This window comes from Corallococcus carmarthensis (assembly GCF_003611695.1).
Classification (GTDB): Bacteria; Myxococcota; Myxococcia; order Myxococcales; family Myxococcaceae; genus Corallococcus; species Corallococcus carmarthensis.
Genome location: NZ_RAWE01000039.1, coordinates 1 through 26,705, shown reverse-complemented (window position 1 = coordinate 26,705; position 26,705 = coordinate 1). Strand labels below are relative to the sequence as shown.

At 70.7% G+C, this 26,705-nt stretch carries 18 protein-coding genes; 14 read left to right on the top strand and 4 right to left on the bottom strand.

The window, feature by feature from the left end; translation table 11 throughout:
* The first annotated feature begins 56 nt into the window (after positions 1-56).
* From D7X32_RS13630 to D7X32_RS13580, 11 genes are all read left to right on the top strand, one after another.
* Entirely contained in the window at positions 57-2,858 is a 2,802-nt protein-coding gene (locus D7X32_RS13630; RefSeq protein ID WP_120602975.1) for a type IV pilus secretin PilQ, read from the top strand.
* A gap of 33 nt (positions 2,859-2,891) precedes the next feature.
* Positions 2,892-3,578 (top strand): hypothetical protein, encoded by a 687-nt coding sequence (locus D7X32_RS13625; RefSeq protein WP_120602974.1) that lies wholly within the window; start codon positions 2,892-2,894, stop codon positions 3,576-3,578.
* Complete coding sequence (locus D7X32_RS13620) at positions 3,579-3,941, top strand: roadblock/LC7 domain-containing protein (RefSeq protein ID WP_120602973.1); 363 nt, start codon at positions 3,579-3,581, stop codon at positions 3,939-3,941.
* A 151-nt stretch (positions 3,942-4,092) separates the two neighbouring features.
* Positions 4,093-4,674 (top strand): elongation factor P, encoded by a 582-nt coding sequence (efp, locus tag D7X32_RS13615; protein ID WP_120602972.1) that lies wholly within the window; start codon positions 4,093-4,095, stop codon positions 4,672-4,674.
* A gap of 39 nt (positions 4,675-4,713) precedes the next feature.
* Positions 4,714-5,301 (top strand): acetyl-CoA carboxylase biotin carboxyl carrier protein, encoded by a 588-nt coding sequence (accB, locus tag D7X32_RS13610; RefSeq protein ID WP_120602971.1) that lies wholly within the window; start codon positions 4,714-4,716, stop codon positions 5,299-5,301.
* A 73-nt stretch (positions 5,302-5,374) separates the two neighbouring features.
* Positions 5,375-6,760 (top strand): acetyl-CoA carboxylase biotin carboxylase subunit, encoded by a 1,386-nt coding sequence (accC, locus tag D7X32_RS13605; protein WP_120602970.1) that lies wholly within the window; start codon positions 5,375-5,377, stop codon positions 6,758-6,760.
* A gap of 190 nt (positions 6,761-6,950) precedes the next feature.
* A complete protein-coding gene (gene sgmX / locus D7X32_RS13600; RefSeq protein WP_120602969.1) occupies positions 6,951-10,115 on the top strand; it encodes a type IV pili formation protein SgmX in 3,165 nt (1,054 codons plus the stop codon).
* Positions 10,116-10,139: 24 nt separating this feature from the next.
* Complete coding sequence (locus D7X32_RS13595) at positions 10,140-11,081, top strand: ExeA family protein (RefSeq protein WP_120602968.1); 942 nt, start codon at positions 10,140-10,142, stop codon at positions 11,079-11,081.
* Positions 11,082-11,085: 4 nt separating this feature from the next.
* Positions 11,086-15,012 carry a translocation/assembly module TamB domain-containing protein gene (locus D7X32_RS13590; RefSeq protein WP_120602967.1) on the top strand — a complete coding sequence of 1,309 codons (3,927 nt, stop codon included), beginning with the start codon at positions 11,086-11,088 and terminating at the stop codon, positions 15,010-15,012.
* A 14-nt stretch (positions 15,013-15,026) separates the two neighbouring features.
* Positions 15,027-18,095 (top strand): BamA/OMP85 family outer membrane protein, encoded by a 3,069-nt coding sequence (locus tag D7X32_RS13585; RefSeq protein WP_120603001.1) that lies wholly within the window; start codon positions 15,027-15,029, stop codon positions 18,093-18,095.
* A 14-nt stretch (positions 18,096-18,109) separates the two neighbouring features.
* A complete protein-coding gene (locus D7X32_RS13580) occupies positions 18,110-18,640 on the top strand; it encodes a hypothetical protein (protein WP_120602966.1) in 531 nt (176 codons plus the stop codon).
* A 9-nt stretch (positions 18,641-18,649) separates the two neighbouring features.
* On the opposite strand, the gene D7X32_RS13575 is transcribed toward D7X32_RS13580, so the two are convergent.
* The 3 genes from D7X32_RS13575 to D7X32_RS13565 all read right to left on the bottom strand — a co-directional run bounded on the left by D7X32_RS13575 (position 18,650) and on the right by D7X32_RS13565 (position 21,856).
* Positions 18,650-19,753 carry an Ig domain-containing protein gene (locus D7X32_RS13575; RefSeq protein WP_158625672.1) on the bottom strand — a complete coding sequence of 368 codons (1,104 nt, stop codon included), beginning with the start codon at positions 19,751-19,753 and terminating at the stop codon, positions 18,650-18,652.
* A gap of 91 nt (positions 19,754-19,844) precedes the next feature.
* Positions 19,845-20,600: a hypothetical protein gene (locus D7X32_RS13570; protein ID WP_120602964.1), complete on the bottom strand. Its 756-nt coding sequence runs from the start codon at positions 20,598-20,600 to the stop codon at positions 19,845-19,847.
* On the bottom strand, positions 20,597-21,856 hold the full coding sequence (locus D7X32_RS13565; RefSeq protein ID WP_120602963.1) for a hypothetical protein: 1,260 nt from the start codon (positions 21,854-21,856) through the stop codon (positions 20,597-20,599). Before D7X32_RS13565 ends, D7X32_RS13570 begins: the two co-directional genes overlap by 4 nt.
* A 143-nt stretch (positions 21,857-21,999) precedes the next feature.
* On the opposite strand from D7X32_RS13565, the gene D7X32_RS13560 reads away from it, so the two are divergent.
* A complete protein-coding gene (locus D7X32_RS13560) occupies positions 22,000-22,608 on the top strand; it encodes an RNA polymerase sigma factor (RefSeq protein WP_244238995.1) in 609 nt (202 codons plus the stop codon).
* A complete protein-coding gene (locus D7X32_RS13555; RefSeq protein ID WP_120602961.1) occupies positions 22,605-23,378 on the top strand; it encodes an anti-sigma factor family protein in 774 nt (257 codons plus the stop codon). The genes D7X32_RS13560 and D7X32_RS13555 overlap by 4 nt, the downstream gene beginning before the upstream one ends.
* A 99-nt stretch (positions 23,379-23,477) precedes the next feature.
* On the opposite strand, the gene D7X32_RS13550 is transcribed toward D7X32_RS13555, so the two are convergent.
* Positions 23,478-25,403, bottom strand: a complete 1,926-nt coding sequence (locus tag D7X32_RS13550; protein ID WP_120602960.1) for a S8 family serine peptidase — start codon at positions 25,401-25,403, stop codon at positions 23,478-23,480.
* A gap of 216 nt (positions 25,404-25,619) precedes the next feature.
* On the opposite strand from D7X32_RS13550, the gene D7X32_RS13545 reads away from it, so the two are divergent.
* The coding region (locus D7X32_RS13545; RefSeq protein WP_120602959.1) for a lysophospholipid acyltransferase family protein at positions 25,620-26,705 on the top strand (1,086 nt) is incomplete at its 3' end.

Below are 26,705 nucleotides of genomic sequence, written 5' to 3'. Positions count from 1 at the left end.
CCCCACGGCGCGCCCGCGGGCAGTCGTCGCCCGCTTCCAACTTGTTGAGGGGACGCATGCTCGAGCAGAGCGCTGTGACGAGGGGCAAGTGGATCATGGCGGCCGCATGGGCGGTCGTCCTGGCAAGCGCCAAGGTGTACGGCGCGGATCTCAATACGCTGAGGGACCTGCAGGTGTCCCGGACGGGAGCCGGTGCCCAGGTCGTGGTGACCGGGACCCGGCCGCCCACCTTCACCGTCTTCCGGCTCAGCGGGCCGGAGCGGCTGGTGGTGGACCTGTCGTCCGCGGACGCCACCGGCATCAAGGGGCATCACGACGGCACCGGACCGGTGTCCGGCGTGGTCGCCGCCCAGTTCTCCGACGCGCGCGCCAGTGTGGGCCGCGTGCTGGTGGCGCTCGACCAGGCCTCCCAGTACGACGTCCGCGCGGAAGGCAACCGCGTGGTCATCTCCGTGGATGGTTCGCCGGTGGCCCCCGCCGCCGCGACCGCCCAGGCTCCGCAGGCTCCGGTCGAAGCGAAGCCGGAGGCCCTCCCCGCGGCGAAGCCCGCCCCCGTGCAGGCGGTCGCCGCCGCGCCGGTGAAGGCCGCGCCGGCCCCGGTGGCCGCGCCCGCGCCGGTGGTGGAGGCCATGGTGGCGGTGGTGCCGGAGGAGGGGACGTCTTCCAAGTCCGCTCCGTCCCAGGCGCCGGGCCGTGAGAACGTGGTCGCCACGGAGGCGGATGAGCGCGAGGTGGCCCACCCGGCCCAGCGCATCACCCGGCTGTCCATGGACGGAGACGCGCTGCGCGTCGCCGCCGACGGCGACATCGCCCGCTACGAGGTCCTGGAGCTGGTGGATCCGCCCCGCCTCGCCGTGGACGTGTACGGCGTGGGCCTGAGCGCGAAGGCGCCCAAGGTGAAGGGCGACCTGCTCAAGGACGTGCGCGTGGGAGCGCACGAGGACAAGGTGCGCCTGGTCCTCGTGGCCAAGGGTGACATGCCCGCGTACCGTGTGGACCGCGCCGAGCGCGGCCTGGAGGTGGTGCTGGGTGGCGCGGTGGCGCGCAAGCCCAAGCCCTCCCAGCCTCGCGACGCGGTGGCGGAGACGGAGCCCCTGCGCCCGCAGCCCCTTCCCGTGCAGGAGTCGGCGAAGCCGCAGCCCGCCGCGCCGCAGCTGGCGGTGGTGGAGGTCAAGGACCTGTCCTTCGACGAAAGCCCCACGGGCGGCCGCGTGCAGCTGAAGCTGTCCGGCGCGACGGCGTGGAAGGTGGACCGGCCGGATCCCCGCAGCGCGGTGCTGACGCTGGAGAACGCGCGTCTGCCCAAGAAGCTGGAGCGCAGCCTGGACACCAGCGCGCTGGACACGCCGGTGAAGATGATCAGCGCCTTCAGCGTGCCGGGTGAGGGCCGCAAGGTGCGCCTGGTGGTCGCCGCGGACGGCGCCATCGAGGAGAACGTCACCCAGGGCGCCAACAGCCTGAGCTGGCGGCTGGACGTGCAGGGCGTGAAGACGGAGGAGGTGGCCGTCACCCAGCGCACCGCCGGGTTCACGGCGGAGGCCCCGGCGTACGCGGCGGAGGGCGCGCCCCAGCAGGCGCGCTACCGCGGCAAGCGCGTGTCCTTCGAGTTCAAGGACATCGACATCCAGAACCTGCTGCGCGTCATCGCGGAGATCTCCAAGCGCAACATCGTCGTGGCCGACGACGTGGCGGGCCGCGTGACCATCCGCCTGCGCAACGTGCCCTGGGACCAGGCGCTGGACCTCATCCTGCGCACCAAGCAGCTGGGCCAGGAGCAGGTGGGCAACATCATCCGCATCGCGCCGCTGAAGACCCTGGAAGAGGAGGCGCGGCTGCGCCAGGAGCGCAAGAAGTCGCTGCAGCAGCAGGAGGACCTGCTGGTCAGCCTGGTGCCGGTGAACTACGCGGTGGCCTCGGAGATGTCGTCGCGGGTGAAGGACGTGCTCAGCGACCGCGGCTCGGTGACGGTGGACACGCGCACCAACGTGCTCATCATCAAGGACATCCGCTCCAACACGGAGAAGGCGCGCGCCCTGGTGCGCAGCCTGGACACGCAGACGCCGCAGGTCCTCATCGAGAGCCGCATCGTGGAGGCGAGCACCACCTTCAGCCGCGCCCTGGGCGTGCAGTGGGGCGGGCAGACGCGTCTGTCCACCGCGTCCGGCAACCCGACGGGCCTCATCTTCCCCAGCACCGTCGGCGTCACGGGCGGCGCGGGTGGAACGGCGCCGGGTGTTCCGGCCCAGCCCAACTTCGCGGTGAACCTGCCGGCGGCGGTGGGTGAAGGCCTCGGTGGCGCCATGGGCTTCGCCTTCGGTTCCGCGGGCGGCGCCGTGCAGCTCAACCTGCGCCTGTCCGCGGCGGAGACGGAGGGCACGGTGAAGACCATCTCGTCGCCCAAGGTCACCACGCTGGACAACAACACCGCCCGCATCAGCCAGGGTCTGTCCATCCCGTTCAGCCAGACGTCGGCGGGCGGCGTGAACACGACCTTCGTGGAAGCGCGCCTGTCGCTGGAAGTCACGCCGCACATCACCCAGGACGGCAGCATCCTCATGTCCATCGCGGCGCAGAACAACCAGCCGGACCCGTCCAACACGGGCGCCAACGGCCAGCCGTCCATCCAGCGCAAGGAGGCCCAGACCCAGGTCCTCGTGAAGGACGGCGACACCACGGTCATTGGCGGCATCTACGTGCGCCGGGGCAGCACCTCGCGCGACTCGGTGCCCTTCCTGGCCAGGATCCCCGTGCTCGGCTTCTTCTTCAAGAGCACCACGGAGACGGATGAGCGGCAGGAACTGCTCATCTTCATCACGCCCCGCATCCTCAACCGGCAGACCATCGCGCAGAGCCTTTAGGCATCCGCGCCCTGATTGGGAGATCTCATTCCAATGAAGCCCTTCTTCGTCGCCGCGACCCTGGCGTTGGGTCTGTGCTCGTGCTCCGAAAGCACCCCTGTCGTTCAGATCCTCCAGACCATCCAGCCGGACGAGTCCTGCGCCTTCACCGCCACGGATCCCGGCCTGGCGAATGGTTCGCTCAACCTGAACTACCGGAACTCCTATCTGTTGGGGCTCGTCGTCAAGTCGAGCTACGCGACCACGCCGATTGACGTGAATGGCGTTCCGCTGGATCCGGAGTCCGAGATCGGCGGCTCCGCCACCGCCTTCGTGGACACGCTGAAGCTGTCGTACGCCTCCACGCCGAACATCTCCATTCCGGACGGGGAGGTTCCCTACACGGCGGCGATCAACCCCGCGTCGGATGCGAACAGGCTGGTGGTCAACCTGATGACCGCCGAAGCCGCGACGGCCCTGCGGGCGGCACTGTCGGGGACCGCGACCGCCCAGGTGCGGGTCACCATGCAGCTCACCGGCAAGTTCGCGTCGGGTGGCAAGAAGTTCGAGTCGAACGAGCTCGTCTTCGGCCTCGATGTCGCCAATGGGGGCGTCACGCTTCGCCCCTGCGCCGCGGAGGAGCAGCCCACGGCGGACGGTCCTTGCGGTTCGGGTGGGGGCCAGGACGGCGTCTACCCCTCGTGTCAACTGAGCCTCACGCCTCCCGACAGCGAGCGCTAGATGTCCTTCCGCACGCACCTTGAATCGGTGGTGAACCAGGTGGACGGGGCCCTCGCGTGCAGCGTGATGGGCTTCGACGGCATCTCCGTGGACACCTTCCAGAAGGACGAGGCCACGGAGCTGGACGTGTCCGGCACCTGGGTGGAGTACGCCAACCTGCTCACGCAGTTGAAGAACGCGGCCGAGTCGCTGAAGACGGGCACCGTCACCGAGGTGTCCGTCAACAGCGAGAAGGTCCTCACCGTGATGCGCCTGCTGACGCCGGAGTACTTCCTGGTGCTGGCCCTGCGCGCGGACGGGAATTTCGGCAAGGGGCGCTATGTCCTGCGCGTCACCGCGCCGCAGGTGAAGGCGGAGCTGTAGCCACGCACGTCCGCTCGGGCGGGGGCTTGTCGAGCCCGCCCGGCGACGCAGCGTGCCGCCGCTTTCCCCTTTGCAGGAAACAGGGCATGGGCTAGACACCCCCGGCTTTCGTCTTTACGTCAGTCTGGTCAGGCTGAAGGAGTCGGTCCCCATGGCCGGTTTTGTCGACACGTCCGAGTTCCGCAATGGTTTGAAGATCGAGATCGACGGCGAGCCGTTCGTGATCGAGTACTTCCAGCACGTCAAGCCGGGCAAGGGCTCTGCGTTCGTGCGGACCAAGATTCGCAGCCTGCTCAGCGGTCGCATGCTGGAGCCCACCATGAAGTCCGGTGACAAGGTGGGCATCCCCGACATCGAGCAGAAGGACATGGAGTACCTCTACTCGTCCGGTGACGAGTACTACTTCATGGAGAAGAAGACCTTCGAGCAGACCTTCATCACGGAGAAGGTGCTCGGCGAGGCGAAGAACTTCCTCAAGGAAAACACCCCGGTGGAGGTCCTCTACTGGAACGGCAAGGCCATCTCCGTCGGGCTGCCGAACTCCGTGGACCTCAAGGTCACCAAGTGCGACCCCGGCGTGCGCGGCGACACCGTGTCCGGCGCGATGAAGCCCGCGACGATGGAGACCGGCTTCACCGTCAACGTGCCCCTGTTCATCAACGAGGGCGACGTGCTGAAGATCGACACGCGTGAAGGTGGCAAGTACCTCACCCGCGTGGCGACCGCGGGCTAGGGCATCATCCCTTCACCTGGCGCCCCGGGAGGGGTCTGAATGGCAACGAAGCGCAAGGCAACCCGGCCGGCCGCGTCCTCGGGCGCGGCTTCCGGGCGGGATTCCGGCAGCACGTCCCTGGACGTGGAAGCCCTCCGGCAGATCGTCGAAATCCTGGAGGCCTCCGACGTCACCCGGCTGGTGTGGACGCGGGGTCCGGAGAAGCTCTACATCCGCCGCGGTCACGCGCCGGAGACGACCATCGTCCACCACACGGCGCCTTCCGGCCCCGGTGTGACGGTGTCGCCGCCGGTGGAGTACGCCGCTTCCGCCGCCCCCCGTGCGGCCCCCGCCGCCGCGCCCGCGGCCCCTGCCGCCGCGGCGCCGGAGAAGCCCGCGGAGAAGCCGGGTCACCTGGTGACCAGCCCCTTCGTGGGGACGTTCTACCGGACCCCCGCCCCGGATCAGCCTCCGTTCGTGGACGTGGGCACGGTGGTGCGCAAGGGCCAGGTGCTCTGCATCGTGGAAGCGATGAAGTTGATGAACGAAATCGAGTCCGAGGTCTCCGGCCGCATCGCCGAGGTCCTCGTGGAGAACGGTCGCCCGGTGGAGTTCGGCCAGGCGCTGTTCCGCATCGAGCCGGCCTGAGTCTGTCTCGTCAGGCGCGTCCTACCCATTCCCGGGCAGGACGCGCCCCAGGCCCTCGCGAAGGAGCACGGTCGTGTTCAAGAAGGTTCTGGTCGCCAACCGCGGGGAGATTGCCCTGCGGGTCATCCGCGCATGCCGTGAGCTGGGCATCGCCACCGTGGCGGTGCATTCCACCGCCGACGCCAACGCGCTGCACGTGCGCTTCGCGGACGAGGCCGTCTGCATCGGGCCGCCTCCGTCCAAGGAGAGCTACCTCAACGTGCCGCAGCTGCTCTCCGCGGCGGAGATCACCCGCGCGGACGCCATCCACCCGGGCTACGGCTTCCTGTCGGAGAACGCCGAGTTCGCGGAGGTCTGCGAGAACTGCAAGATCCGCTTCATTGGCCCGCGTCCGGAGATGCTGCGGCTGATGGGCAACAAGGTGCGCGCGCGCGCCGCGGCCCGCGAGGCCGGCCTGCCGTTGCTCCCGGGAAGCCCCGGCGTGGTGAAGGATCCGCGCGAGGCGGAGGCCTTCGCGAAGGAGATTGGCTTCCCGGTCATCCTGAAGGCGGCGGCGGGCGGTGGCGGCAAGGGCATGAAGATCGTCCGCGAGCCGGGTGTGCTCGCGCAGGCGTTCTCCACCGCGCAGGCGGAGGCCCTGGCCAGCTTCAACAACGGCGACCTCTACATCGAGCGGTACGTGGAGAAGCCGCGCCACATCGAGATTCAAATCGTCGCGGACGAGCACGGGAACATCATCCACCTCAACGAGCGTGAGTGCTCCGTGCAGCGGCGGCACCAGAAGCTCATCGAGGAGTGCCCGTCCCCCGCGCTCACGCCGGAGCTGCGCCAGCGCATGGGCGAGGTGTCCGTCGCCGCGATGCGGAAGATCCGCTACAACAACGTGGGCACCATCGAGTACCTGCTCGACGAGCGCGGCGAGTTCTACTTCATGGAGATGAACACGCGCATCCAGGTGGAGCACCCCGTGACGGAGCTGGTCATGGGCGTGGACCTGGTGCGTGAGCAGATCCGCATGGCCTACGGGCACCCCCTGCGCTTCAAGCAGGAGGACGTGCAGATCCGCGGGCACGCCATCGAATGCCGCGTGAACGCGGAGGACCCCGTCACGTTCGCGCCGTGGCCCGGGAAGATCACCGGCTACAGCGTGCCGGGCGGCTACGGCGTGCGCGTGGACTCCGCCGCGTACGAGAACTACACGGTGCTGCCGCACTACGACAGCCTGCTGTCAAAGCTCATCGTGCACGCGGAGGACCGTGAGACGGCCATCCGCCGCATGCAGCGCGCGCTCTCCGAGTATGTCGTGGAGGGCATCCGCACGAACATCCCGTTCCACCGGGCCGCACTGTCGGAGGAGTCCTTCCAGGAGGGCAACTACGACACCCGCTTCGTGGAGCGGCTGCTGGCGAGCGAGACGGGTTCGCGCCGACTCAAGAAGGCCGTGGAAGAGACGCCGTAGCGCTTGCCGTGAGGACGTGGAAAACCCGCCGGGCGGACAAGCGTCCAGGCGGGTGATCCGCCCCAGGGGAGGGCAGGCTGTTTCTTGACCCGCATCGGATGATTCCGTTAGCCTCCGAAGCTCCCCCCCAGAGAAGGACTGAAACCCGCGAAGTTCCTCGGGGTTTCTGCCTGCCGGAAGCGCACGCTCGATGGACAAGAACAAGATCATCGAAGCCGCCGCGAAGCTGGTCGCGAAGGGCGCGTACGACAAAGCCATCAAGGAGTACCAGAAGGTCCTGGAGGTCGACCCGAAGGACATCCGGGTCCTCCAGAAGATGGGGGAGCTGTACCAGAAGAAGAACGACAACACGCAGGCGGCGCACTTCTTCACCAAGGTCGCGGAGAGCTACTCCTCGGACGGCTTCTTCCTCAAGGCCGTCGCCCTCTACAAGCAGGTCCTCAAGCTCAACCCGAACCTGCTGGAGGTGAACCTCAAGCTGGCGGAGCTGCACCAGCAGCTGGGGTTGATGTCGGAGGCGATGGCGTACTTCCAGATCGTCGCCAACCACTACGACAAGGCGGGCGACACCAAGTCGAGCCTCGACACCCTCAAGAAGATGGTGGATCTCGACCCGGAGAACGTGGCGTCGAAGATCAAGCTCGCGGAGCTGTACGCGCGCGAGAGCATGACGAAGGAAGCGGCGCAGGAGTTCAAGCGCGCCGCCGAGTACCTCAAGCGCAACAGCCGCGCGGATGACTGGCTGCGCGTCGCCGAGCGCCTCTCCGCGCTGGAGCCGGACAACCTCCCGCTCGCGAAGGAGCTGGCCGCGTCGTACCTGCAGCGCGGCGACCAGAAGCGCGCGCTCGCCAAGCTCCAGGTCTGCTTCAAGGCGGATGGCCGCGACGTGGAGACGCTGACGCTGCTGGCCCAGGCGTTCCAGGGGCTGGGCCAGGTCTCCAAGACGGTGTCCGTCTACAAGGAGCTCGCGAAGATCCACCAGGAGCGCGGCCGCACCGCTGAGTCCGACGGCGTGTGGACGCAGATTGAGCTGCTGGATCCGCAGGATCCGGATCTGCTCGCGCGCCGGGGGCCCGTCGCCGAACCCGAGCCGGAGCCCGAGCCGGCCGCCGTGCACCACGCCGAGGCGCCCGCGCCCGCGTGGAGCGCGCCCGCCCCCGCGGCGGCTCCGTCCCGTCCCGCGCCCGCCGCGCCGCCCGCGGCCGTGGTGCCGCCCGCGCCCGCGGGGATGAGCCGCGAGCAGCTGGCCAAGCTGCTGACGGAGACGGACGTCTACGTGAAGTACGGGCTCCACGACAAAGCGCTGGAGCACCTGCGCAAGGTCTTCTCCGTGGATCCGGAGAACCTGGACGCGCACGAAAAGGCGTACCACATCTACGTGGCGGCCAATAACGGCGCGCAGGCGTCGGAGCAGCTGCTCAACGTGCTGCGCCTGTGCACGCGCCGCGCGGACGTGCAGCGCGCGCAGCCGTACCTGGCGACCATCCTCCAGGAGAACCCCGCGCATCCCGAGGTGCCCGCCTTCCTGTCCGTGCTCCGGTCGGAAGGGGGCATCGTGGCGCCGGTGGCGACGCCGGGCGTGGAGTCGCTGGAGGAGGACGCCATCCTGGTGGACTCCAACGAGGACGAGATCCTCGTCGCGGATCCGCCGGAGGACGCGCTCGCGCAGCCGGAAGGCGATGAGCTGGCGCTCGCGGCGCTGAGCCACGGCTCGGACTCGGATGAAATCGTCGACGACGAGGTCGCGGAGACCACGTTGAGCGGCGAGGAAGCGGTGATGGGCGAGCCCATCAGCTCCGCCGAGAACACCGTCTACGACCTGCCGCCGCAGGACGACCTGGTGATGGGGTCCGACGAGGACTCGCTGGTGCTCGCGGACGAGCCGGGCCTGAGCGGCTCCGACGCCTCCGACGACGAGCCGCTGCTCTCCCAGGACGACGGGCTGTCGTACGCGGCGGACGCGGGCGGCGACGAGCCCATGGTGCTCGCGGACGACGCGGGCGGCATGTCGCTGGGCGACGAGGAGGAGGCTCCGCCCACGCGCATCTTGTCCCCGTCGCGCGCGCTGCTGGAAGAGGCCGCGCCGGACACGCGCCAGCTGCCGACGCTGGACGACGGCGACGACGAGGCCCTGGTCGAGCCCGGCATGTCGCTGGGCGAGGACGACGACGCGCCCACGCGGGTGGGGATCGCGCCCCTGGACGTGTCCGCGCTGGACGACGCCGGTCTGGACGAAAGCTTCGCCGCGCCGGCGGAAGAGCCCGCCTACGACGGTGGCATGTCGCTGGGCGACGAGGACGACGACGAGCCCACCGCCGCGCACATGGTGCTTCCGTCGATGGAGGGGCTGTCCTACGACGAGCCCGCGCCCGACGCGTTCGCGGACACGCCGGAGCCCGAACCGGAGCCCGAGGCCCTGGCGGATGCGCCCGAGCCGGAGCCCGAACCGGAAGCCGAGCCCGAGGAGGAGCCTGCCTCCGAGGAGTGCGACGAGGCGTCGTTCTTCCTCGACCAGGGGCTGCTGGAAGAGGCTCGCGAGATCCTGGAGACGGTGGCCATCGCGTTCCCGGGCCACGTGCGCGCCGGGGAGCTGATGGCGCGGTTGGAGGAGCTGGAGGCCGGCGGTGGCGCGGCCCCCGAGGAGGACGCTCCCGCCGAGCCCTTGCACGTGCCTTCCGTGCAGCCGGTGACCGAGGCGTCGCTCGACGACGGCGCCGGTGGCGGTGACGCGTTCGACCTGGCGGCGCAGCTGGCCGGCGAGCTGGACGACCTGGGCGGTGAGTCGCTGGCGGCGGTGCCTCCGGCGGACGAGGACTTCCAGTACTCGGTGGATGAGGTCTTCGCCGAGTTCAAGAAGGGCCTGGCCAAGGTGGTGAAGCCCGAGGACGTGGACACGCACTACGACCTGGGCATCGCCTACAAGGAAATGGGCCTGCTGGACGACGCCGTCCACGAGTTCGACGTGGCCCGCCAGGGCTGCGTGGGCACCCAGCGCGAGCTGGACTGCCTGACGATGATTGGCATGCTGCACACGCTGCGCGGCAAGCCGGAAGAGTCCGTGCAGGTGTTCAAGGAAGGCCTTTCCAACGTGCTCGCGGTGGGTGAAGTGGCCAAGGCGCTGGGCTTCGAACTGGCGAGCGCCTACGACGCGCTCAACGAGTCGGGCAAGGCGCTCTTCCACTTCCAGCGCGTGGCCGCGATGGACGCGAAGTACCGCGACGTGGGGTCGCAGGTGACGCGGCTGTCGGCGGTGACCGCGCCGGAGGAGGACCCGCTGCCTCGCGCCGGAAAGGGCCCCGCGACGCCGGTTCCCGCCGCGGGCGCGCCGAAGGCTCGTAAAGTAGGGTACGTGTAGCGTCCCCACGAGGCCCGGCGAGCGATGACGACCTACCTCGATTTCTTCGAACTCACCCAGGAGCCGTTCTCCAACGCTCCGGTGAGCCGCTTCTATTACAACTCCGCGCAGCACTCGCAGGCCCTCACCCGGCTGATGCACGCCGTGGGCTACATGAAGGGCCTGTCCATCCTCATTGGCGACATTGGCGCGGGCAAGACGACGCTCGCCCGGCGCATGCTCGACTCGCTACCGGAGTCCGAGTACGAGGCCGCGCTGCTCGTCATCATCCACTCGGGCATCACCGCCCAGTGGCTGCTGCGCCGCATCGCGCTCCAACTGGGCGTGGAGAACCCCGCGCAGGAGAAGCTGGCGCTCCTGTCGCAGCTCTACCAGCGCCTGCTGCAAATCTATGAGTCCGGCAAGAAGGCCGTCGTCCTCATCGACGAGGCGCAGATGCTGGAGACGCGCGAGCTCATGGAGGAGTTCCGGGGGCTGCTGAACCTGGAAGTGCCGGAGCGCAAGCTCATCTCCTTCGTCTTCTTCGGCCTGCCGGAGATTGAGAAGAACCTGAAGCTGGACCCGCCGCTCGCCCAGCGCGTGGCGCTCCGCTACAAGCTGGAGCCCTTCACGGCGGAGTCCACCGAGGCGTACGTGAAGCACCGGCTGCGGCTCGCCGGCTGCCCGCGCATGCCCTTCACGCCGGAGGCGTTGCTCGCCGTGCACGAGCACTCTGGCGGCACGCCGCGCGTCATCAACACCCTGTGCGACAACGCCCTCTTCGAGGCGTTCCTCGCGCGGTCGGAGACCATCAGCGCGGAGCTGGTGCACCGCATCGGGACGAACCTGGGCCTCCAGGGCGGCTCGGCTGCTGCCCAGGCAAGCGAGCGGGCGAGCGCTCCCGCCTCGTCGCTGCCCCGGACGGCGAACACCAAAATCGACCTGGCGGAGATCGACCGCTACCTCGAGGGACTCGGTAAGCTCTAGCGGCTTGTCCCTGCCCAGCCGCAACAGCGCAGCGCGCAAGGCGCTCTTGTGGGTGCTCCTCGTGGTGTCGGGGAGCATCCTGCTGTTGCGCCAGCCGTTCACCTGGGACGCCGCCTGCACCGTGGCGCGCAGGCACCTGCCGGACCTGCTGGGCGTGGAGGTGGGCATCGGCCGGTGCGAGCTGGATCCACTGGGCTCGCGCGTGGTGCTGCACGGCGTGTCGGTATTCGCGCCCGGCCAGGACACCCCGCTGTTCACCGCGGACGAGGCGGAGGTGGCGCTGGGCTTCCTGTCGCCCCTGTCCCGCCGCCTCATGCTGGGCCACGTGCGCGTGCGCCATCCGCGCGTGGCGCTGGACTTGTCGCGGCCCTCCGCGAGCCCGCCTTCCTCCGACGGCACGTGTCCGCTCACGCCGCTCACGCGCGTGGGCGTGGGGCGCCTGGACATCACCGGCGCGGAGGTGCGCCTCGCGCTGCCGGACGGGCGGGGCGTGGAGGTGGAGAACCTGGACGTGGGGTGGGTGGAGCACTGGGGCGTGATGGAGCTGGAGGTGGGCGCGCGGCGGGGCCTGGTGCGCCTGGGCGCGGGCGGCGGCGAGCTGACGCTGGGCCACCTGGGCTTCACCGGCGCGTTGGATCCGGACGAGGGACTGCTGGACGTGGAGCGCGCGGAGGTGACGCTCGACGACATCACCGCCACGGTGTCCGGCCGCGTGGAGACGCTGTGCCATCCGGTGCTCGCGCTGGACGCGCAGGTGTTCCTGCCGCTGCGCACGCTGTCGCAGGCCAAGCTGTTGCCGCGTCCGGCCACCGGGCACCTGTGGACGCGCCTGTCCGTCACCGGGAAGCCTTCCGCGCTCGCGGTGGGCGCGGACCTGTCCGCGAGCAACCTGGCCTATGAGCAGTACGGCCCGGTGAGCCTCAACGCGCGCCTGTCGTACGCGGGGGACCGCGTGCGCGTGGAGTCGCTGGAGGCCCCGCTGGGCTCCGGCAAGGTGAAGCTGTCGGGCTCGCTGCAGCTCACGCCGGAGCTGCCGGTGGACGTGACGCTCCAGACGGAGGACGCGTCGTTCGGGCGCATCCTGGAGCGCGCGGGCGTGGCGGGGTCCTGGGTGGACTTCCCCGCGACGGCGAACGCGCACCTCACCGGAACATTGCTGCCCCGGCCCTCGCTGTCCGGGCCGTTGGACTTGCGCAGCGGCCGCTTCGTGCTGGCCACGCGCGCGTTCGACGCGCCTCCGAGCGCAGGCAAGACGCTGCTCACCTTCGAGCGGGGCCGCGCGCAGACGGCCGTGAAGCTGTCGGGCGACCGCGTGTCCTTCAGCCGCCTCACGGTGGAGTCCGGCCGCTCGCGCGTGCACGGCGACGTGACGCTCTACTTCGACACCGCGCGCGGTCTGGACATCCAGGGCAACGGCGAATTGGAGCTGTCGGACTTCGGCCACATCGCGGAGCTGCCGTGGTCCGGGAAGGGCTCCGCGAACTACTCCATCGTGGGGCCGTACTCGGACGTGAAGGTGGACGCGAGCCTGTCCCTGCGCGACTTCACCTTCTGGGGCTTCGGCCTGGGCGTGACGCAGGCGAAGCTGTCGTACTCGGATGGGTTGCTGTCGTTCCCGTCACTCACCGGCCAGAAGGGGCGCACGCAGTACTTCGGCAAGGCGGCGCTCACCTTCGCGCGCCTGTTGCACCTGCGCCTGGATGTGACGGTGCCGCAGGGCCGCACCGAGGACCTGGTGGACCTGGTGGCGGGCCTGAGTCCGTCCATCGCCGTGATTCAGGGTCAGTTCGCCGGCGCGGCTTCCGGACGCGTCGAAATCGACAGCCCCCTGGAGAAGCTGGAGGGGCTGGTGGCCTTCGACCTGCGCGACACCACGTACCTGGGGCGCCGGTTGGGCGCGGGCTCCGCGCGGCTGCGCTTCGTGGACGGCAAGGAGATGGTGCTGGAGCGCACCGTGCTGGACGGCCGGCTGGGGCGCACCTGGGTGGAGGGGTCCTTCGGCTTCGCGGCGGGCGCGCTGGACTACCGCTTCGGCGGCGAGAACCTCTCGCTGTCGGAGGCCGTGGGGCCGGAGACCGCGGAGGAGATGGGCATCCAGGGGACGCTCGCGCTCGCGGGCACGGTGGCGGGCTCGGCGGACAAGCCCGACATCCAGGCCACGCTGAAGGGGCCGCGCATCACCTTCGCGTCGCGCGACCTGGGCGCCATGGACCTCGCGCTGCACCAGGAGGGCAAACAGCTGCGCATCACCGGGCGCCCCTTCCGCGACGCGCAGGGCTACCTGAACATGACGGTGAAGGAGCCCTACCTCTTCGACTCCACCGTCGACCTGCTGTTGCCGGAAATCAAACCGCTGCTTCCCCAGGTGCCGGCGCTCGCGGGCGTCACCGGCATGCTCGCGGGCCGCGTGACACTGCAGGGCCCGCTGTTGCAGCCGGAGGACTACCTGGTGGCGGCCACGGTGCGGGAGCTGTCGCTCGCGCGGGGCGACCTGCGCGGCCGCAACCAGGGGCCGCTGGTGCTGACGTACATCAACGGCCGGCTGGACGTGCAGCCGTTCCGCTTCAGCGGCGCGTCGGTGGACGTCACGCTGGGCGGGTGGATGAGCAAGCGCGCCATGAACATGAGCCTGCGTGAAGGGCGCATGGACGTGCGGCTCCTGGAACCGCTCTTGCCCGGCATGGAGCGCGTGGGCGGCCAGCTGCGCGTGGACGCGGAGGCGACGGGTTCGCTGGACGCGCCGTCGGTGGTGGGCACCGCGGAGCTGTCCGACGTGCGGCTGTCCATGCGCGACCTGCCGCTCACCGTGCGAGGCATGTCCGGGCGCCTGGAGATGACGGGCCAGCGCGTGCTGTTGGAGCACCTGCAGGCCCAGGTAAACGAGGGCCAGGTGTCCGCGCGCGGCGACATCCGGCTGGAGCGCTTCGTACCCAAGCGGCTGGCGCTGACGCTGCAACTGGATGCGGTGCCGTACCGGATGACGGAGGACCTGCCGCTCACGGTGTCCGGCCTGTTGCAGGTGGTGGGGCCGCCCACCGGGCCCACCGTCACGGGCGGGTTGGACATCACCAAGCTGCGCTACCAGAAGCCGCTCGACATCGAAGCGCTGCTCAAGACGATGCAGAAGAAGCCGCAGCTCACCGTGGGCGGAGGGGGCGAGCGCGCGAGGGACCCCTTCTTCACCTGGGACGTCAACGTGCACTTCGGCGACGTGCGCGTGGACAACAACCTGGCGAAGGCGCGGCTTCTGGGCGACGTGCGGCTCACCGGCACGGACGTGAAGCCGGGGCTCTTGGGCCGCGTGGAGGCGGCCGAGGGCAGCCAGGCGTTCTTCCGCAACAACCTCTTCACCATCGAGCAGGGGCAGCTGGAGTTCCGCGACGCGTCCGGCATCGACCCGGTGTTCGAGGTGCAGGCGCAGACGTCGGTGCGCGAGTTCGTGGTGAAGCTGCACGCGTTCGGCCGGCCGGCCAACCCGCTGGTCGTGCTGTCGTCGGAGCCGGTGCTCACGGAAGGTGACATCCTGTCGCTGCTGACACTGGGCGTGACGAGCGCGGACAAGGACACGGCCGCGTCGGCGAGCTACGGTCTGGCGGCGGAGGCCCTCTTCAACGTGTCAGGACTGGACCGGCAGGTGCGCCGGTTCCTGCCCAGCAACCCCGTCCTCAGGGACTTGTCCCTTCAAATCTCCACCACCTACAACGACGCCACCCGGCAGGCGGAGCCCACCGCACAACTGGAGTCGAAGTTCCTGTCCGAGCAGCTTAAAATCGGGATGACCCAGCCAGTGAGTGGGCGAGGCACCCGGGCACGCGCTGAGTACCGCTTCGACGACCGTCTTTCCGCACAGGCCCAGTGGGACAACGAGAACAGCCAGGCGTCGTTCGGAAACCTCGGGCTCGAGCTGAAGCTGGGCTGGGAGGTCGAGTAGCCGCGTTGACCGCGGTGCTGCTCCTCGTGTGCGCGTGGCCCGCCTTCGCGGCGCCCGCTGGCCACGACGACGACGCGCCCGAAGTCGTGGCCGTGGAGCTGCACCTGCCGGAGGGCATGGCCGCGGACGGGCTGTCGGGGCTCGTCACGCTGCGCAAGGGCCAGGCGCTGACGCCCGGCGCGGTGCGCAAGTCCGTGGAGCAGCTGTTCGCCACGGGGCGCTTCGCGGACGTGGTGGCGCTCACGCAGGACGTGCCGGGTGGGGTGCGGCTGGTGTTCCAGCTCATGCCGCTGCCGCTGCTGTCGCACGTGGCGGTGCGGGGCAACCACGTCCTCACGTCCGGGGAACTGCTGGACGCGAGCGGGCTGCTCCAGGGTGGGCCGTTGGATCCGGAGGAGCTGGACAGCGCGGCGGAGGCCGTGCGCGAGGCCTACCAGCGCAAGGGCTACGACGCCGTTGGCATCCAGGTGGAGGAGCGGCCGGTGCCCGCGGGTGGCGTGGCGGTGACGCTGGTGGTGGAGGAGGGCAAGCCCACCCGCGTGCGGCAGGTGACCTTCTCCGGCAGTCCCGCGCTGCCCCTGCCGCGCCTGGTGGAGGCGCTGGGGATGAAGCCCGGAGAGGTGTTCGACCGGGCGAAGCTGGACGGTGGCCTGGAGCGGCTGCGGGCGCTGCTGCGCGAGGGCCAGCACTGGCGGGCCTTCGTGGGCACGCCCACCGTCGTCGTGGATGACAGCGAGGCGTCCGTGGCGGTGCCGGTGTCGGCGGGCCCCGCGTTCCACCTGCGCTTCACGGGCAACCGCCGCTTCCCCAGCACGCTGCTGGCGCGCGTGGTGGCCTACGACGGCGAGGAGGCGATGGACGAGACCGTGGCGGCGCGGCTCGCCCGGAGGCTGGAGGCGTTCTACCGGCGGCGCGGCTTCCATGACGCGCGCGTGCGGTCGCTGGAGGTCCTCCGGCCGGACGGGGACGCGGCGGTGCTGGGCTTCCAGGTGGACGAGGGCGCCCCGCTGCGCGTGACGGACGTGCGCTTCCACGGCAACGAAGCGCTGTCGTCACCCGTGCTGCGCTCCATGCTCACCAACCAGGTGGCGGTGCTGGAGACCTGGCCGGAGCTGGACCTGGCCATGCGCGAGGACCCGCTGGAGATGGAAGGGCGCGAGCGGCGCCAGGACTCGGGCGGGGTGTCCCCGCCGGATCCGTCCACGGTCTACATGGAGGACGCCTGGCTGGAGGCCGCGGACGCGATGACGACGGCCTACCGCGAGCAGGGCTTCGCGTCCGCGCAGGTGACCTTCCGCGGCATCACGGTGGACGCGGTCCACCACACGGCGGAGGCGGACTTCGACGTGGAGGAGGGGCCCCAGGCGCTGATCCGCGCGCCCATCTTCCTGGGCATCCCGCTGGAGGTGGATCCCGTCTGGGTGACGCTGCTCTTGCCCACGGGGACGCCGCTGAGCTTCGAGAAGGTGGACCAGGCGCAGGCCGCGCTGGAGCGGGGACTGGGCCGCGAGGGCTACCTCTTCGCGCACGTGAGCAACTCGGTGTCGGTGGAGGAGAACGGCACCTCCGCGCAGGTGACCTACCGCACGGATCCGGGGCCTCGCGTGCGGGTGGGGCAGGTGCTGCTCCAGGGGCTGACGCGCTCGGATCCGGACGTGGTGCTGGCGCAGTTGGACTTGAAGCCCGGCTCGCCGCTGTCGGTGGAGGCGCTGGCGGAGGCGCAGCGGCGGCTGTCCCGGCTGGGGCTGTTCCGCCAGGCGGAGGTGTCGCTGGCGGACCCCAACCGCCGTGAAGCCTCCAAGGACGTGCTGGTGACGGTGCAGGAGCGCCCGCGCATCGACGGCGAGGTGTCCGGCGGCTACTTCCTGGTGGACGGTCCGCGCATCACGCTGGACACGGCGTGGCGCAACCTGGACGGCCGCGGGCTGAACCTGCTGGCGCGCGGCAAGGTGAACTACGCGGGCGCGAGCGCGGAGGCGCTGTCGTCGTCGCGGCGTCCGGCCGGGTGCTCCACCGGAGAGCTGTCCGGCGAGGCGTGCCAGTCCGACCTGGACGGCTTCAGCGGCCTGGGCGGGCGCGGCAACCTGGCGCTGTCCCAGCCCCGGCTGTCCTTCCTGGCGCCGCAGGAGATTGGCGCGCGGCTGGACCTGATTGGCGAGCGCGTGCACCGGCCGTCATACCTGTCCACCCGGTTCGCGGCGGTGGTGGGTGCGGACTGGGCGCTGGCGTCGTGGGTGAACGTGTCGCTCCAGTACGAACTGGAGAACAACCGGCTGCGCTCGCGCGCGGGCGTGCTGGAGCTGGTCAACCGCGCGGACCAGGAGCGCCTGCGCTACCCGTACGGCGACTTCGCGTTGCACTCGCTGCGCCCGTCCATGACGTTGGACTTCCGCGACGACCCGGCGAACCCGCGGCGCGGCATGGTGCTCAGCAGCAGCGCGGAGTTCATGCGCGGCATCAGCGTCCACCCCACGGACGTCGCGGGCAACCGCGTGCCGGAGTTCCCCATCGACGGCGTGAAGCTGTCTGGCAGCGTGAGCGCGTACGCCCCGCTGGGCCGCCGGGCGAGCGTGGCGGTGAGCGCGCGCGCGGGCACCATCGTGCCGCTGACGCAGGGGTCGCAGAACATCGGGTCCAAGCTGTTCTACCTGGGCGGCTCATCCAGCCTCCGGGGCTTCCGCGAGGACGGCGTGCTGCCGCAAGACGTGCGCGAGGGGCTGCACCAGCGGCTGGCCGCGTGCCGCGCGGTCATCTCGCCCGCGGGCTGCCCGGACGACCTGAAGGCGGTGCTCGCCGGTCAGGTGCCCGCGAGCCAGGGCGGAGAGCTCTTCACGCTGGCCAAGGCGGAGCTGCGCGTGCCCGCCATCGCAGCGGTGGACCTGGGGCTGTTCTTCGAGGCGGGCAACCTGTGGCAGGACCGAACGCTGTTCGACCCGGGCGTGCTGCGCTACGCGGCGGGCGTGGGCCTGCGCTACGTGACGCCCGTGGGCCCGCTGGCCTTCGACGTGGGCTTCAACCTGGACCGCGACGAAGCGCTCAACGAGGCGCCCACGCAGTTCCACTTCAGCATCGGCACGTTCTGACCGGAGGCCTTCGCATGCGACCCGACCGTGCGCGCCGTGGAGTGGCTTGGGGCCAGGCCCTGCTGGGCTTGTTCGCGCTCGCGTGTCAGCACGGGCCGGATGAGACCGCGAAGGCGCCGCGGCCCTCGTGGATGCCTCCGGAGGGGAGCTGTCCTCGCGGCGCGCAGCTGCAGATGGAGCGGCTGGGGCTGAAGGTGGGGGACCGCATCCCGGTCATCGTGGACAGCATCCAGGACCACCCGGGGCCGGCCCGGTACAATTACAGCTTCGTCATCGCGCTGCCGCAGGCGGAAGGGGAGGCGAGGCTGCCGGGGGCGCGCATCGGCGGGCGCCTCTACGTGACGAAGCATCGCGTGTTCGGCCGGTATGACCGCATCTTCACCCCGGAGAGCGGCGCCACGTCAGTGCCCTTCTGCGGCGTGCTGCTGGACACGCGCTGGGACCGGGACGGCGAGGGGCTCATCGCGTACCCCAGCCCCATGAAGGGCTTCTCCGTGGTGCAGGACAACACCGGCGTCATCCAGGTGGTGGACCGCTACCCGTGAGGCCCGGCGTCAGTCGACGTGCAACGTGTAGAACCGCTCGTCGGAGAACAGCAGGTCCGCGGCGTTGATCTGGAACGTGAAGTCGCCCGGGCTGGTGGGCTTGCCGGAGAGGGTGCCTTCTTTCGTGTCCAGGAGGATGCCCGGCGGCAGCGCTCCGGCCTTCACGCTCCAGACGGTGCCGCCGGCGGTCCGCACGGTGTAGCTGTAGTCGGAGCCCACGCGTCCGGTAGGCACGGCCCGCGACATCAGCGTGACGGTGCCGGGCGCGGCCACGAGGGTGATGGAGAGTCTGGCGGAGACGGACTGGGGCGGCGTGTCGCTGTCCGTCACGACCACCGTGAACTCCTTCTTGCCCGCCTGCGTCGTGGTGCCGGTGATGAGGCCGTCCGAGGCGAGCGTCAGCCCTGCCGGCAGCGACTGCTCTGGCGCGAGGGCGAAGCTGTATGGGGCCTTGCCTCCGGTGGCGGAGACGCGCTCGGCATAGGCGCGATTGTTGGGCGCGTCCGCGAGCGGCTCCGGCCCCGCGACCCGCAGCAGCGGGCGGACGTGCAGGGTCAGGTTGCCGCTGGCGCGCTTCGGCTGGGTGCTCTGGTCGGTCACCTCCACCGGGAGGGCCAGATCCCCCGCGCGCGTGGGCGCGCCGGTGACGCGGCCGTCTGTGTCGAGCGCGATGCCCGCGGGCAGCTGGGCGGTGGCGTTGAACGTGTACGGCGGAGTGCCTCCCCGGGCCTGGATTTGCGCCGAATAGGCAACGGTCTCGACGGCCTCCGGCAGGCTGGACTCCAGCGAGAGCGCGGAAGGGCCCGCGTCGTTGCTGCCCGCGTCGTTGCTGCCCGCGTCCGTCACGCCGGCATCCTCGGTGCCTGCATCCACGTCCGTGCCCGCATCCACCTCCGTGCCCGCGTCCGTGTCATCCACGGGGTCAGGCCTGTCGCAGGGCCCGCCTTCACCACAGGCCGGCAGACAGCGATTCTCCGGCGTGAGGCACCAGGTGCCAGAGGGGCAGCCCCCGGCCGCATCGCACGCGGCGAAGCGCGACAGGTCCGGCGCGAACGTGCACGACCCCACCGTGAGGACGACGGCGCCCAGCAGCATGGCGAACAGCTTCTTCATGACCGCGCCCCCACGAAGGTCACCGCGTGGCCCGGTCCGTGCCGGGTGAGTCGCTTCAACGATGGGCCGGCGCGGGTCCCCGGATGCCTGCTCACGGCAGCTCCCAGATGAAGGACACCGCACCCCCGAGTCCGAGCAACGCGCCCACGCCCAGCAGCACGTTGGACGTGCGCGCCTGACGGCGGCCCGCATCGAGCCTCGACGCGAAGCAGTCCGCGAAGGCCTCGCCGGCCGCAGCGCACTCGCCGCCGTTCCTCGACACCTTCGACTCCGTGCTCCGCGCCGCCAGCCCGAAGCTCACGCCCGCGATGAGCGCCACGCCGCCCGCGCCAATCAACACCTTGGGCAGCACGCGCGACCCCTGGGGCTCCCGCACCGCCTGCGTCGTCACCAGGGGCGACCAGACCTGCTGGAGCGCTTGCCGTGCTCGCGCGTCCGCTTCGCCCGGCGTCGTGGCCGCGGAGGCCTCGAACTGCGCTCGCGTCTCCGTGCCCTTCGCGTCCGTCACCGTGAGCGCCACGCTGCGCTTGCCTCCCACGCCCAGCGCCACGCCCCGCACCAGCCTGCGCGCGCCCAGCGCCGAGGCCTGCGCGCTCCGGCACTCCGCGTCGCCGCACGCCGCCAGCGACGCGCCCGACCCCCGCAGCCGCGCCACCGTGTCCTCGCGCGACTCCAGACACGCATCCGGCAACGCGGCCACCGCGCGCCGCGTGGCGTCCTCCAGCTCGCGCGCGTCCTCGGAGGGCAGGGCCAGCCTTTCGAAGGGCACGAGCACCACGCGCGTCTGCGCATCGCAGGGCGCCGACACTCGCAGCAGCATGAGCAGCAGGGACGCGGAAGGGCTCATGGCACCAGGACCGCGTCGGCTTCGTCCGACGACGGCGTGATGCCGAGGCTCGCCATGTAGCCCCGGTAGAAGCGCGGCCCGAAGGGCACGGAGAAGAGCTTGTCTCGCAGCGCGTCCTGCACCGCGCCCCGCGCCGCCACGGTGGCCTCATTCCAGCGCAGGCCCCCCGCGTCCACGACCTCCGACGCACGGGTGATGGCGAACGACGCCTCCCGGCCGCGGGTCCGGAGGTAGTAGCCCCGGCCCACGGGCAGCGACACCACCAGTGGACGCTCGCGCTCCTTGTGCAGCTCCACCACGCGGATGCCGCGCGCGTCCTCCACCCACAGCCGGCCCTCCAGGCCCGTGGGCACCAGCAGGTAGCCCAGCGACGCGGCGTCACCCAGGTTCGTCAGCGCGAATGCCCGGTCCAACGCGGGCGGCTGGATGAACACGCGCGACTGGCCCCGCACGTCGTCCATGCCCTGGCTCGCGGCGGCCACGAAGGCCCGCAGCTCCGCGTAGTCCACCTTGCCGTCCCCGTTCACGTCCCCCGCGCCCGACAGCGCCGAGCGCACCATGTGGCTGAAGACGCCGGAGCGGATGGCGCTCCACTCGTGGCTCTCCTGCTCCGACGACGTGGACAGCACCACGCCCACCTGCGGGAAGCGCTCCAGCTCGCGGTTGCCCAACAGCCCCTTCACCGCGTCCGCGTACGCCGGGCCCACCGGCAGCGCGCCGCGCGAGTGCACGAAGAAGTACGAATCGCACGCGTCCACGATGAGCTGGAGGAAGGACGCCTTGCTCGGCGCGAGCACCCGCGCGTACAGCTCCGTCCGCGTCAGGGGCCCGTCCAGCAGGCTCACCGAACCTTCACCCGCGGCGCCGCGCTTGCCGTGGCCCACGAAGACGAACGACAGCACCGGCACCGCGCCCTTCGCCCGGTCCGCCGCCATGCGGCCGTTCAGGCGTGAGAGCGCATCCCACAGCGCGGCGTGCGTGGGGGCCCGCGTCTTCGCGGCCAGCCCCGGGTGCAGGGCCTGCGTGTCCGCGTCCAGCACGCTCAGCAGGACCACCTCGCGCGAGCGGGGCGCGAACAGCTCGTAGTACCGGGCGCCGTCGTCGTCCGCGTAGCGCAGGGGGGCCTGGGAGGACTCGGTGCCCGTGTTGCTGGCCACGATGAGGGCGTAGTGCACCTGCTCCGGCGCGGCGCTCGCAGCGGTTCCGGCCAGGAGGAGTACACCCAGGGCCAGGGTCCTGTGAGAGGGCGTTCGCATCAGGGATTGCGCGGTGCGCAGTGCGAAAGAATGCCATGAGGCACGTCCGACAATCCACCGGAGGCCGCTCGCGACAACATGCGGATGACGGGACCGCGACGGTCGCGGTAAGCCCTTGAGGGATGGAGTGGGATGACGACACGTTGCGCCGTTTTCGCGAAGGCACCCCGGAGGTGTTGGCGGAGGTGTATCGCGCGCACGCGGAACCGCTCGCTCGCCTGCTCAAGGCGGCCGCATGGCGGGGAGCCTTTGTCCGCCTGAGGAACGCGATGGAGCTGGAGAACACGCTGCTGGAGACCTTCGCCCGCGCCTTCGAGCCGCGCACGCGCGCGGCCTACAACGGCACGCGTCCCTATGCCCACTTCCTGATGGGCATCGCGCGCAACGTGCTGCTGGAACAGTCGCGCGAGCGCGAGCTGGTGGGCCGGGACGAGGCCTTCGAAGGACTCACCGAGTCCTCCCCCGAGGACGGCGGGCTGGCGGAGCTGTTGGAGGACCGCGAGGTGGAGGCGCTGCTCGCGGCGTTCAAGGGCGGCCTGTCGCGTGAAGAACACCGGCTGTTCGAGCTGCGCTTCGGCGAGGGCGTGGCCCAGGAAGAGGCGGCCACGGCGCTGGGCCTCACGCGCATCCAGGTGCGGCGGCGCGAGTTCGGGTTGAAGTCCAGGCTGCTGGGGTTCCTCCAGTCGAAGGGGTACCTCGAGGACCTGGAGACGCAGGGCTGGAGCTTCTTCAAACGGCGGGGTGCGCGATGAGTGGATGTGACGACCGCCGGGCGAAGCAGGCGATGGCCGCGCTCTTCGAGAAGGGCCGGGACGGGCTGGACGCGGACGGCTTCGAGCGCCTGCGCGCGCACCTGGCCACGTGCCCCGAGTGTCAGGAGACGTACACACGGCTGTCGCGCGTGGAGTCCGTGCTGGAGCAGCGGGCGTTGCCCCAGGCCCGGAGCGCGCTCCTGGAGCAGGCCTTGTTCGCGAGGCTGCAACCTGCCCCCGCGCGTCCGGTGGTGGTGGCGGAGCGCAAACGGTGGTTTTCGTTCCCGCTCCTCATGCCCCTGTCGCTGGGCGCCGCCGCGGCGGCCGTGGCGCTGTTGGTCGTGGCTCCGTCGCTGGAGCGCCGGGAGCAGGGCGTGCCGGAGTGGCAGGCGCGGTCGTCCGCTCCGGGCGAGGGGGCCTGGGGCGTGCGCGCCTTCTGCATCGCGCCCACGGGCACGGTGCTGGCGGAGGCCCGGCCCGGTGGGACGCTGGCGTGCGCGGAGGGCAACGCGGTGCAGTTCAGCTACACCGCGCCGGAGCGTGTGCGCCTGTCGCTGGAGGGGCTGCCCCAGGCCGGAGGTGAAGCGCTGCGCTTCTTCCCGAGCGAGGGCACGGCCCCCGAAGTCGCCGCGGGCGTGGACGTCCCGCTGCCCTTCAGCACTCCGGTGCAGAGCGGGTGGCTGACGGGCCCCGTGCCGGTGCGCGCGCGCTTCTCGGACGCGCAGGGCCGCACCGTCGCGGACACGCAGGTGACGCTCACGCCTCGCTGAGCGGTTCCCCGTCGCTCCTCTCCACAACGAACAACCCCCCTCCCGTGCGAACACAGGAGAGGGGCGGGGACTGCCGTGCCTTGTGGGGTCCGTGAGTGACTACGGACGCGGGACGCGGCGGTCCACTTCCGCGGTGCCGGTGTACTGCGTGGACACGTTCAGGAAGCCCTTGAGCTGAACGCGCCAGGTGCCGGCGGGAGGGTTCGTGATGGTGACGGCCTCACCGGTGGAGGTGCCCTCGGCGCTGGTCGCGACGAGCTCCCCGTTGGGGCCAAAGACATACAGGTCCAGGTCGTAGGCCGGGTTGCCCCAGTCCGTCTTGATGCGCAGGGCGTTGGCGCCCGCGGGCACGGTGAGCGAGTGCTCGTGCTGCGCGGCCCGCAGGGACAGGTCCACCACGGGGAGGTTGATGGCCGTCTTCACCGTGCCCGTCCAGCCGGGCAGGGCGGTGGTCTGCGTGGTGTAGCGCGTGCCCACGGCGTCATTCACCCGCTTCGTCGCCGCGTAGACGTCCGCGTAGCCCGCGCCCACCTCCCACGTCTCCAACTGGCGCGTGTTGCCCGCCGCGTCCGTCGTGTACATGGGCCGCGCCGTGGCCTGCACCGCCGCGAGCACGCCGTCCATGTTGAGCGCGGGGTTCACTTCCAGGAGCAGCGCGGCGACGCCGGACATGTGCGGCGCGGCCATGGAGGTGCCGGAGATGGCCGTGTAGAACGGCTCCGGGTGCAGCAGGTCCAGGCCCAGGTACGGCTGCACGATGGTGCCGGTGAGCGCACGCGCCGCCACGATGTTCACGCCCGGCAGCGTGATGTCCGGGTGGTGGAGCGCGTCGCCCGGGATGCCGCGGCTGGAGAAGCCCGCCAGCTCACCCGGCTTGTCCTGGCTGAGCAGCGGGTTGGTGGCCGCCGTGGTGTCGCGCGACGTGCCGGCCGCGACGGAGATGGCGCACGGCGAGGCGCTGTACGGGTTGAGCGTGTCCGGGTCGGAGCCCTCGTTGCCCGCCGCGAACACCACCACCATGCCCAGGTCGTAGGCGCGCTTCGTCGCGATGGAGATGGGGTCGAACGGCGCGAAGTGGCTGCCGCTGGTGCCCCACGAGTTGGAGATGACGCGCACGTTGTGCGTCTCGCGCACGTCGGGGTCCATCAGGAAGTCGAAGCCCTCCAGCGCGAACAGGATGCTCAGCGCGTCGCCGGTGCCCACGCCCAGCAGCTTCGCCCCGGGGGCCACGCCCTTGTGCGCTCCGCCCGAGCGCGCGCCCGAGCCGGCGATGATGCTGGCGCAGTGCGTGCCGTGGCCGCTCGTCAGGTCGCTGTTGGGCGTGTCCACGTACAGCGTGCCGCCCACGCCCAGGTCCAGCGGCGAGGCCACGACCTTCACGTTGCGCGCCACGTTGGGGAAGTCGCCGTGCGTGCCGTCCAGGCCGGAGTCGATGACGCCCACGCCGATGCCCGCGCCCGTCGTCTCATACGCGGTGCGCGCCGTGTCCGCGTGGATGTACGGCACGCTGGTGTCCAGGAAGTACTGGAGCGGCTTGTCCTCGTAGATGGAGAGCAGGCCCAGCGGCTGGAGCTCCTGGCGCAAGCTGGCGATGAGCTTCGGCGTCACCGGGACCTTCAGCGCCACCATGGGCAGCGACTTGAGCGCCAGCACGTTGCCCAGGCCCAGGCCCTGCGTCAGCCCGCCCAGCGTGCGCGTCAGGCCGCCCATGACCGCGTTCAGATTCAGCACCCCGCCCGTCGCGTTGGCGGTGTTGAAGGAGAGGATGAGCGTGCGGACCGAGCCGTCCGTGTGCAGCGCCGGATCCACCACCGCCTGGGTGAGCGCCGCCTGCGCCGCGCTGGACGCATAGAGCGCGTTGCAGGCACTGGGAGTCGCGGCCGTGGCCGTGACGATGGACCGCGAGGACGACGTGACGTCGGGCTGCGCCTCCGCCTTCGAGCCGTCTTCCTGCGAGGGGCTTCCACCACATCCCAGGACGGCGGCGGTGGCGGCGGCCCAACCCAGCGACATCAAACGCTTCATGTGGTGCTCTCCCCAGGTGTGCGGCGGCTTTCCAAGGTCCGCGCGCAAAAAAGCTGTGTCTCGGGAGGTTCCGCGTGGATCGCCGTCCCACCGGATTGTTCTGTACTGACTGAATCCGGAGGGCTGTCGGGGAAGAGGGTCTTTCCGGCCCCTGGCGGTGACAGTGTCCGGAGCGCGGAGGGGCCGGGGGTAGGGCGCCGGTATACAGTCCGCCCCGTGTTCTACGCGTGTGTGCGGGCGGTGGTGGCGCTGGCGCTGCGGCTCTTCTACCGGGTGAAGGTGAATGCCCCGGGTGAAGCGCCCTCCGGGCCGGTGCTCTTCGTGGGCAATCATCCGAACGGGCTCATCGACCCGGCGTTGGTGTTCATCCTCACGCGGCGCCAGGTGACGTTCATGGCCAAGGCGCCGCTGTTCAAGCTGCCCGTCATCGGCTGGCTGCTGAAGGGGCTGAACGCGCTGCCGGTGTATCGCAAGCAGGACGACCCGACGCAGATGGGGCGCAACGAGGGCACGCTGGATGCGGCGAAGGGGGCGCTCGTGCAGGGGCGCGCCATCACCATCTTTCCGGAGGGCAAGAGCCACTCGGAGCCGGCGCTCGCGGAGCTGAAGACGGGCGCGGCGCGCATCGCGCTCAACGCCGCGCGCGAGGGCGCTCCGGTGCGCATCGTCCCGGTGGGGCTCACCTACGCGGAGAAGAACGTCTTCCGCAGCGAGGTGCTCATCGACCAGGGAGCGCCCATCGACGTGCAGGCCTTCCTGCCGAAGGACGCGGCAGGGGAGCAGGACGCGGTGCGCGCGCTGACGGAGCGGGTGGCGGAGGGCCTGCGCGCGGTGACGCTGAACCTGGACCAGTGGGCGGACCTGCCGGTGGTGCAGGTGGCGGAACAGCTCTACGCCTTCCGTCAAGGCGGCGCGCTGGACGCGGAGCGGCTGCGGCTGTGGGCGCGCGGGGTGCGGCTGTTCCGCACGCAGGAGCCGGAGCGCTACGAACGCCTGCGGCAGCACCTGTCCTCGTTCGGCCACCGGATGTCGCTGGTGCAGGCCACGCGGCCGGAGGAGCTGTCCGTGGAGTACCGCCCGGGCAACGTGGTGCCGTTCGCGGTGAAGACGCTGTTGCGGCTGGTGTTCGGGCTGCCGTTGTTCGCGCTGGGGCTGGCGCTGTTCTGCATCCCGTATCCGCTGCCCCGGATGGCGGCGCGGCGCGCGGAGCTGGACATCCAGGCCACGGCGAAGTTCCTCACCGCGGTGGTGGTGTCCATCGTGTGGTGGTGGGGGCTCACGGCGGTCGCGGCGGTGTGGGGC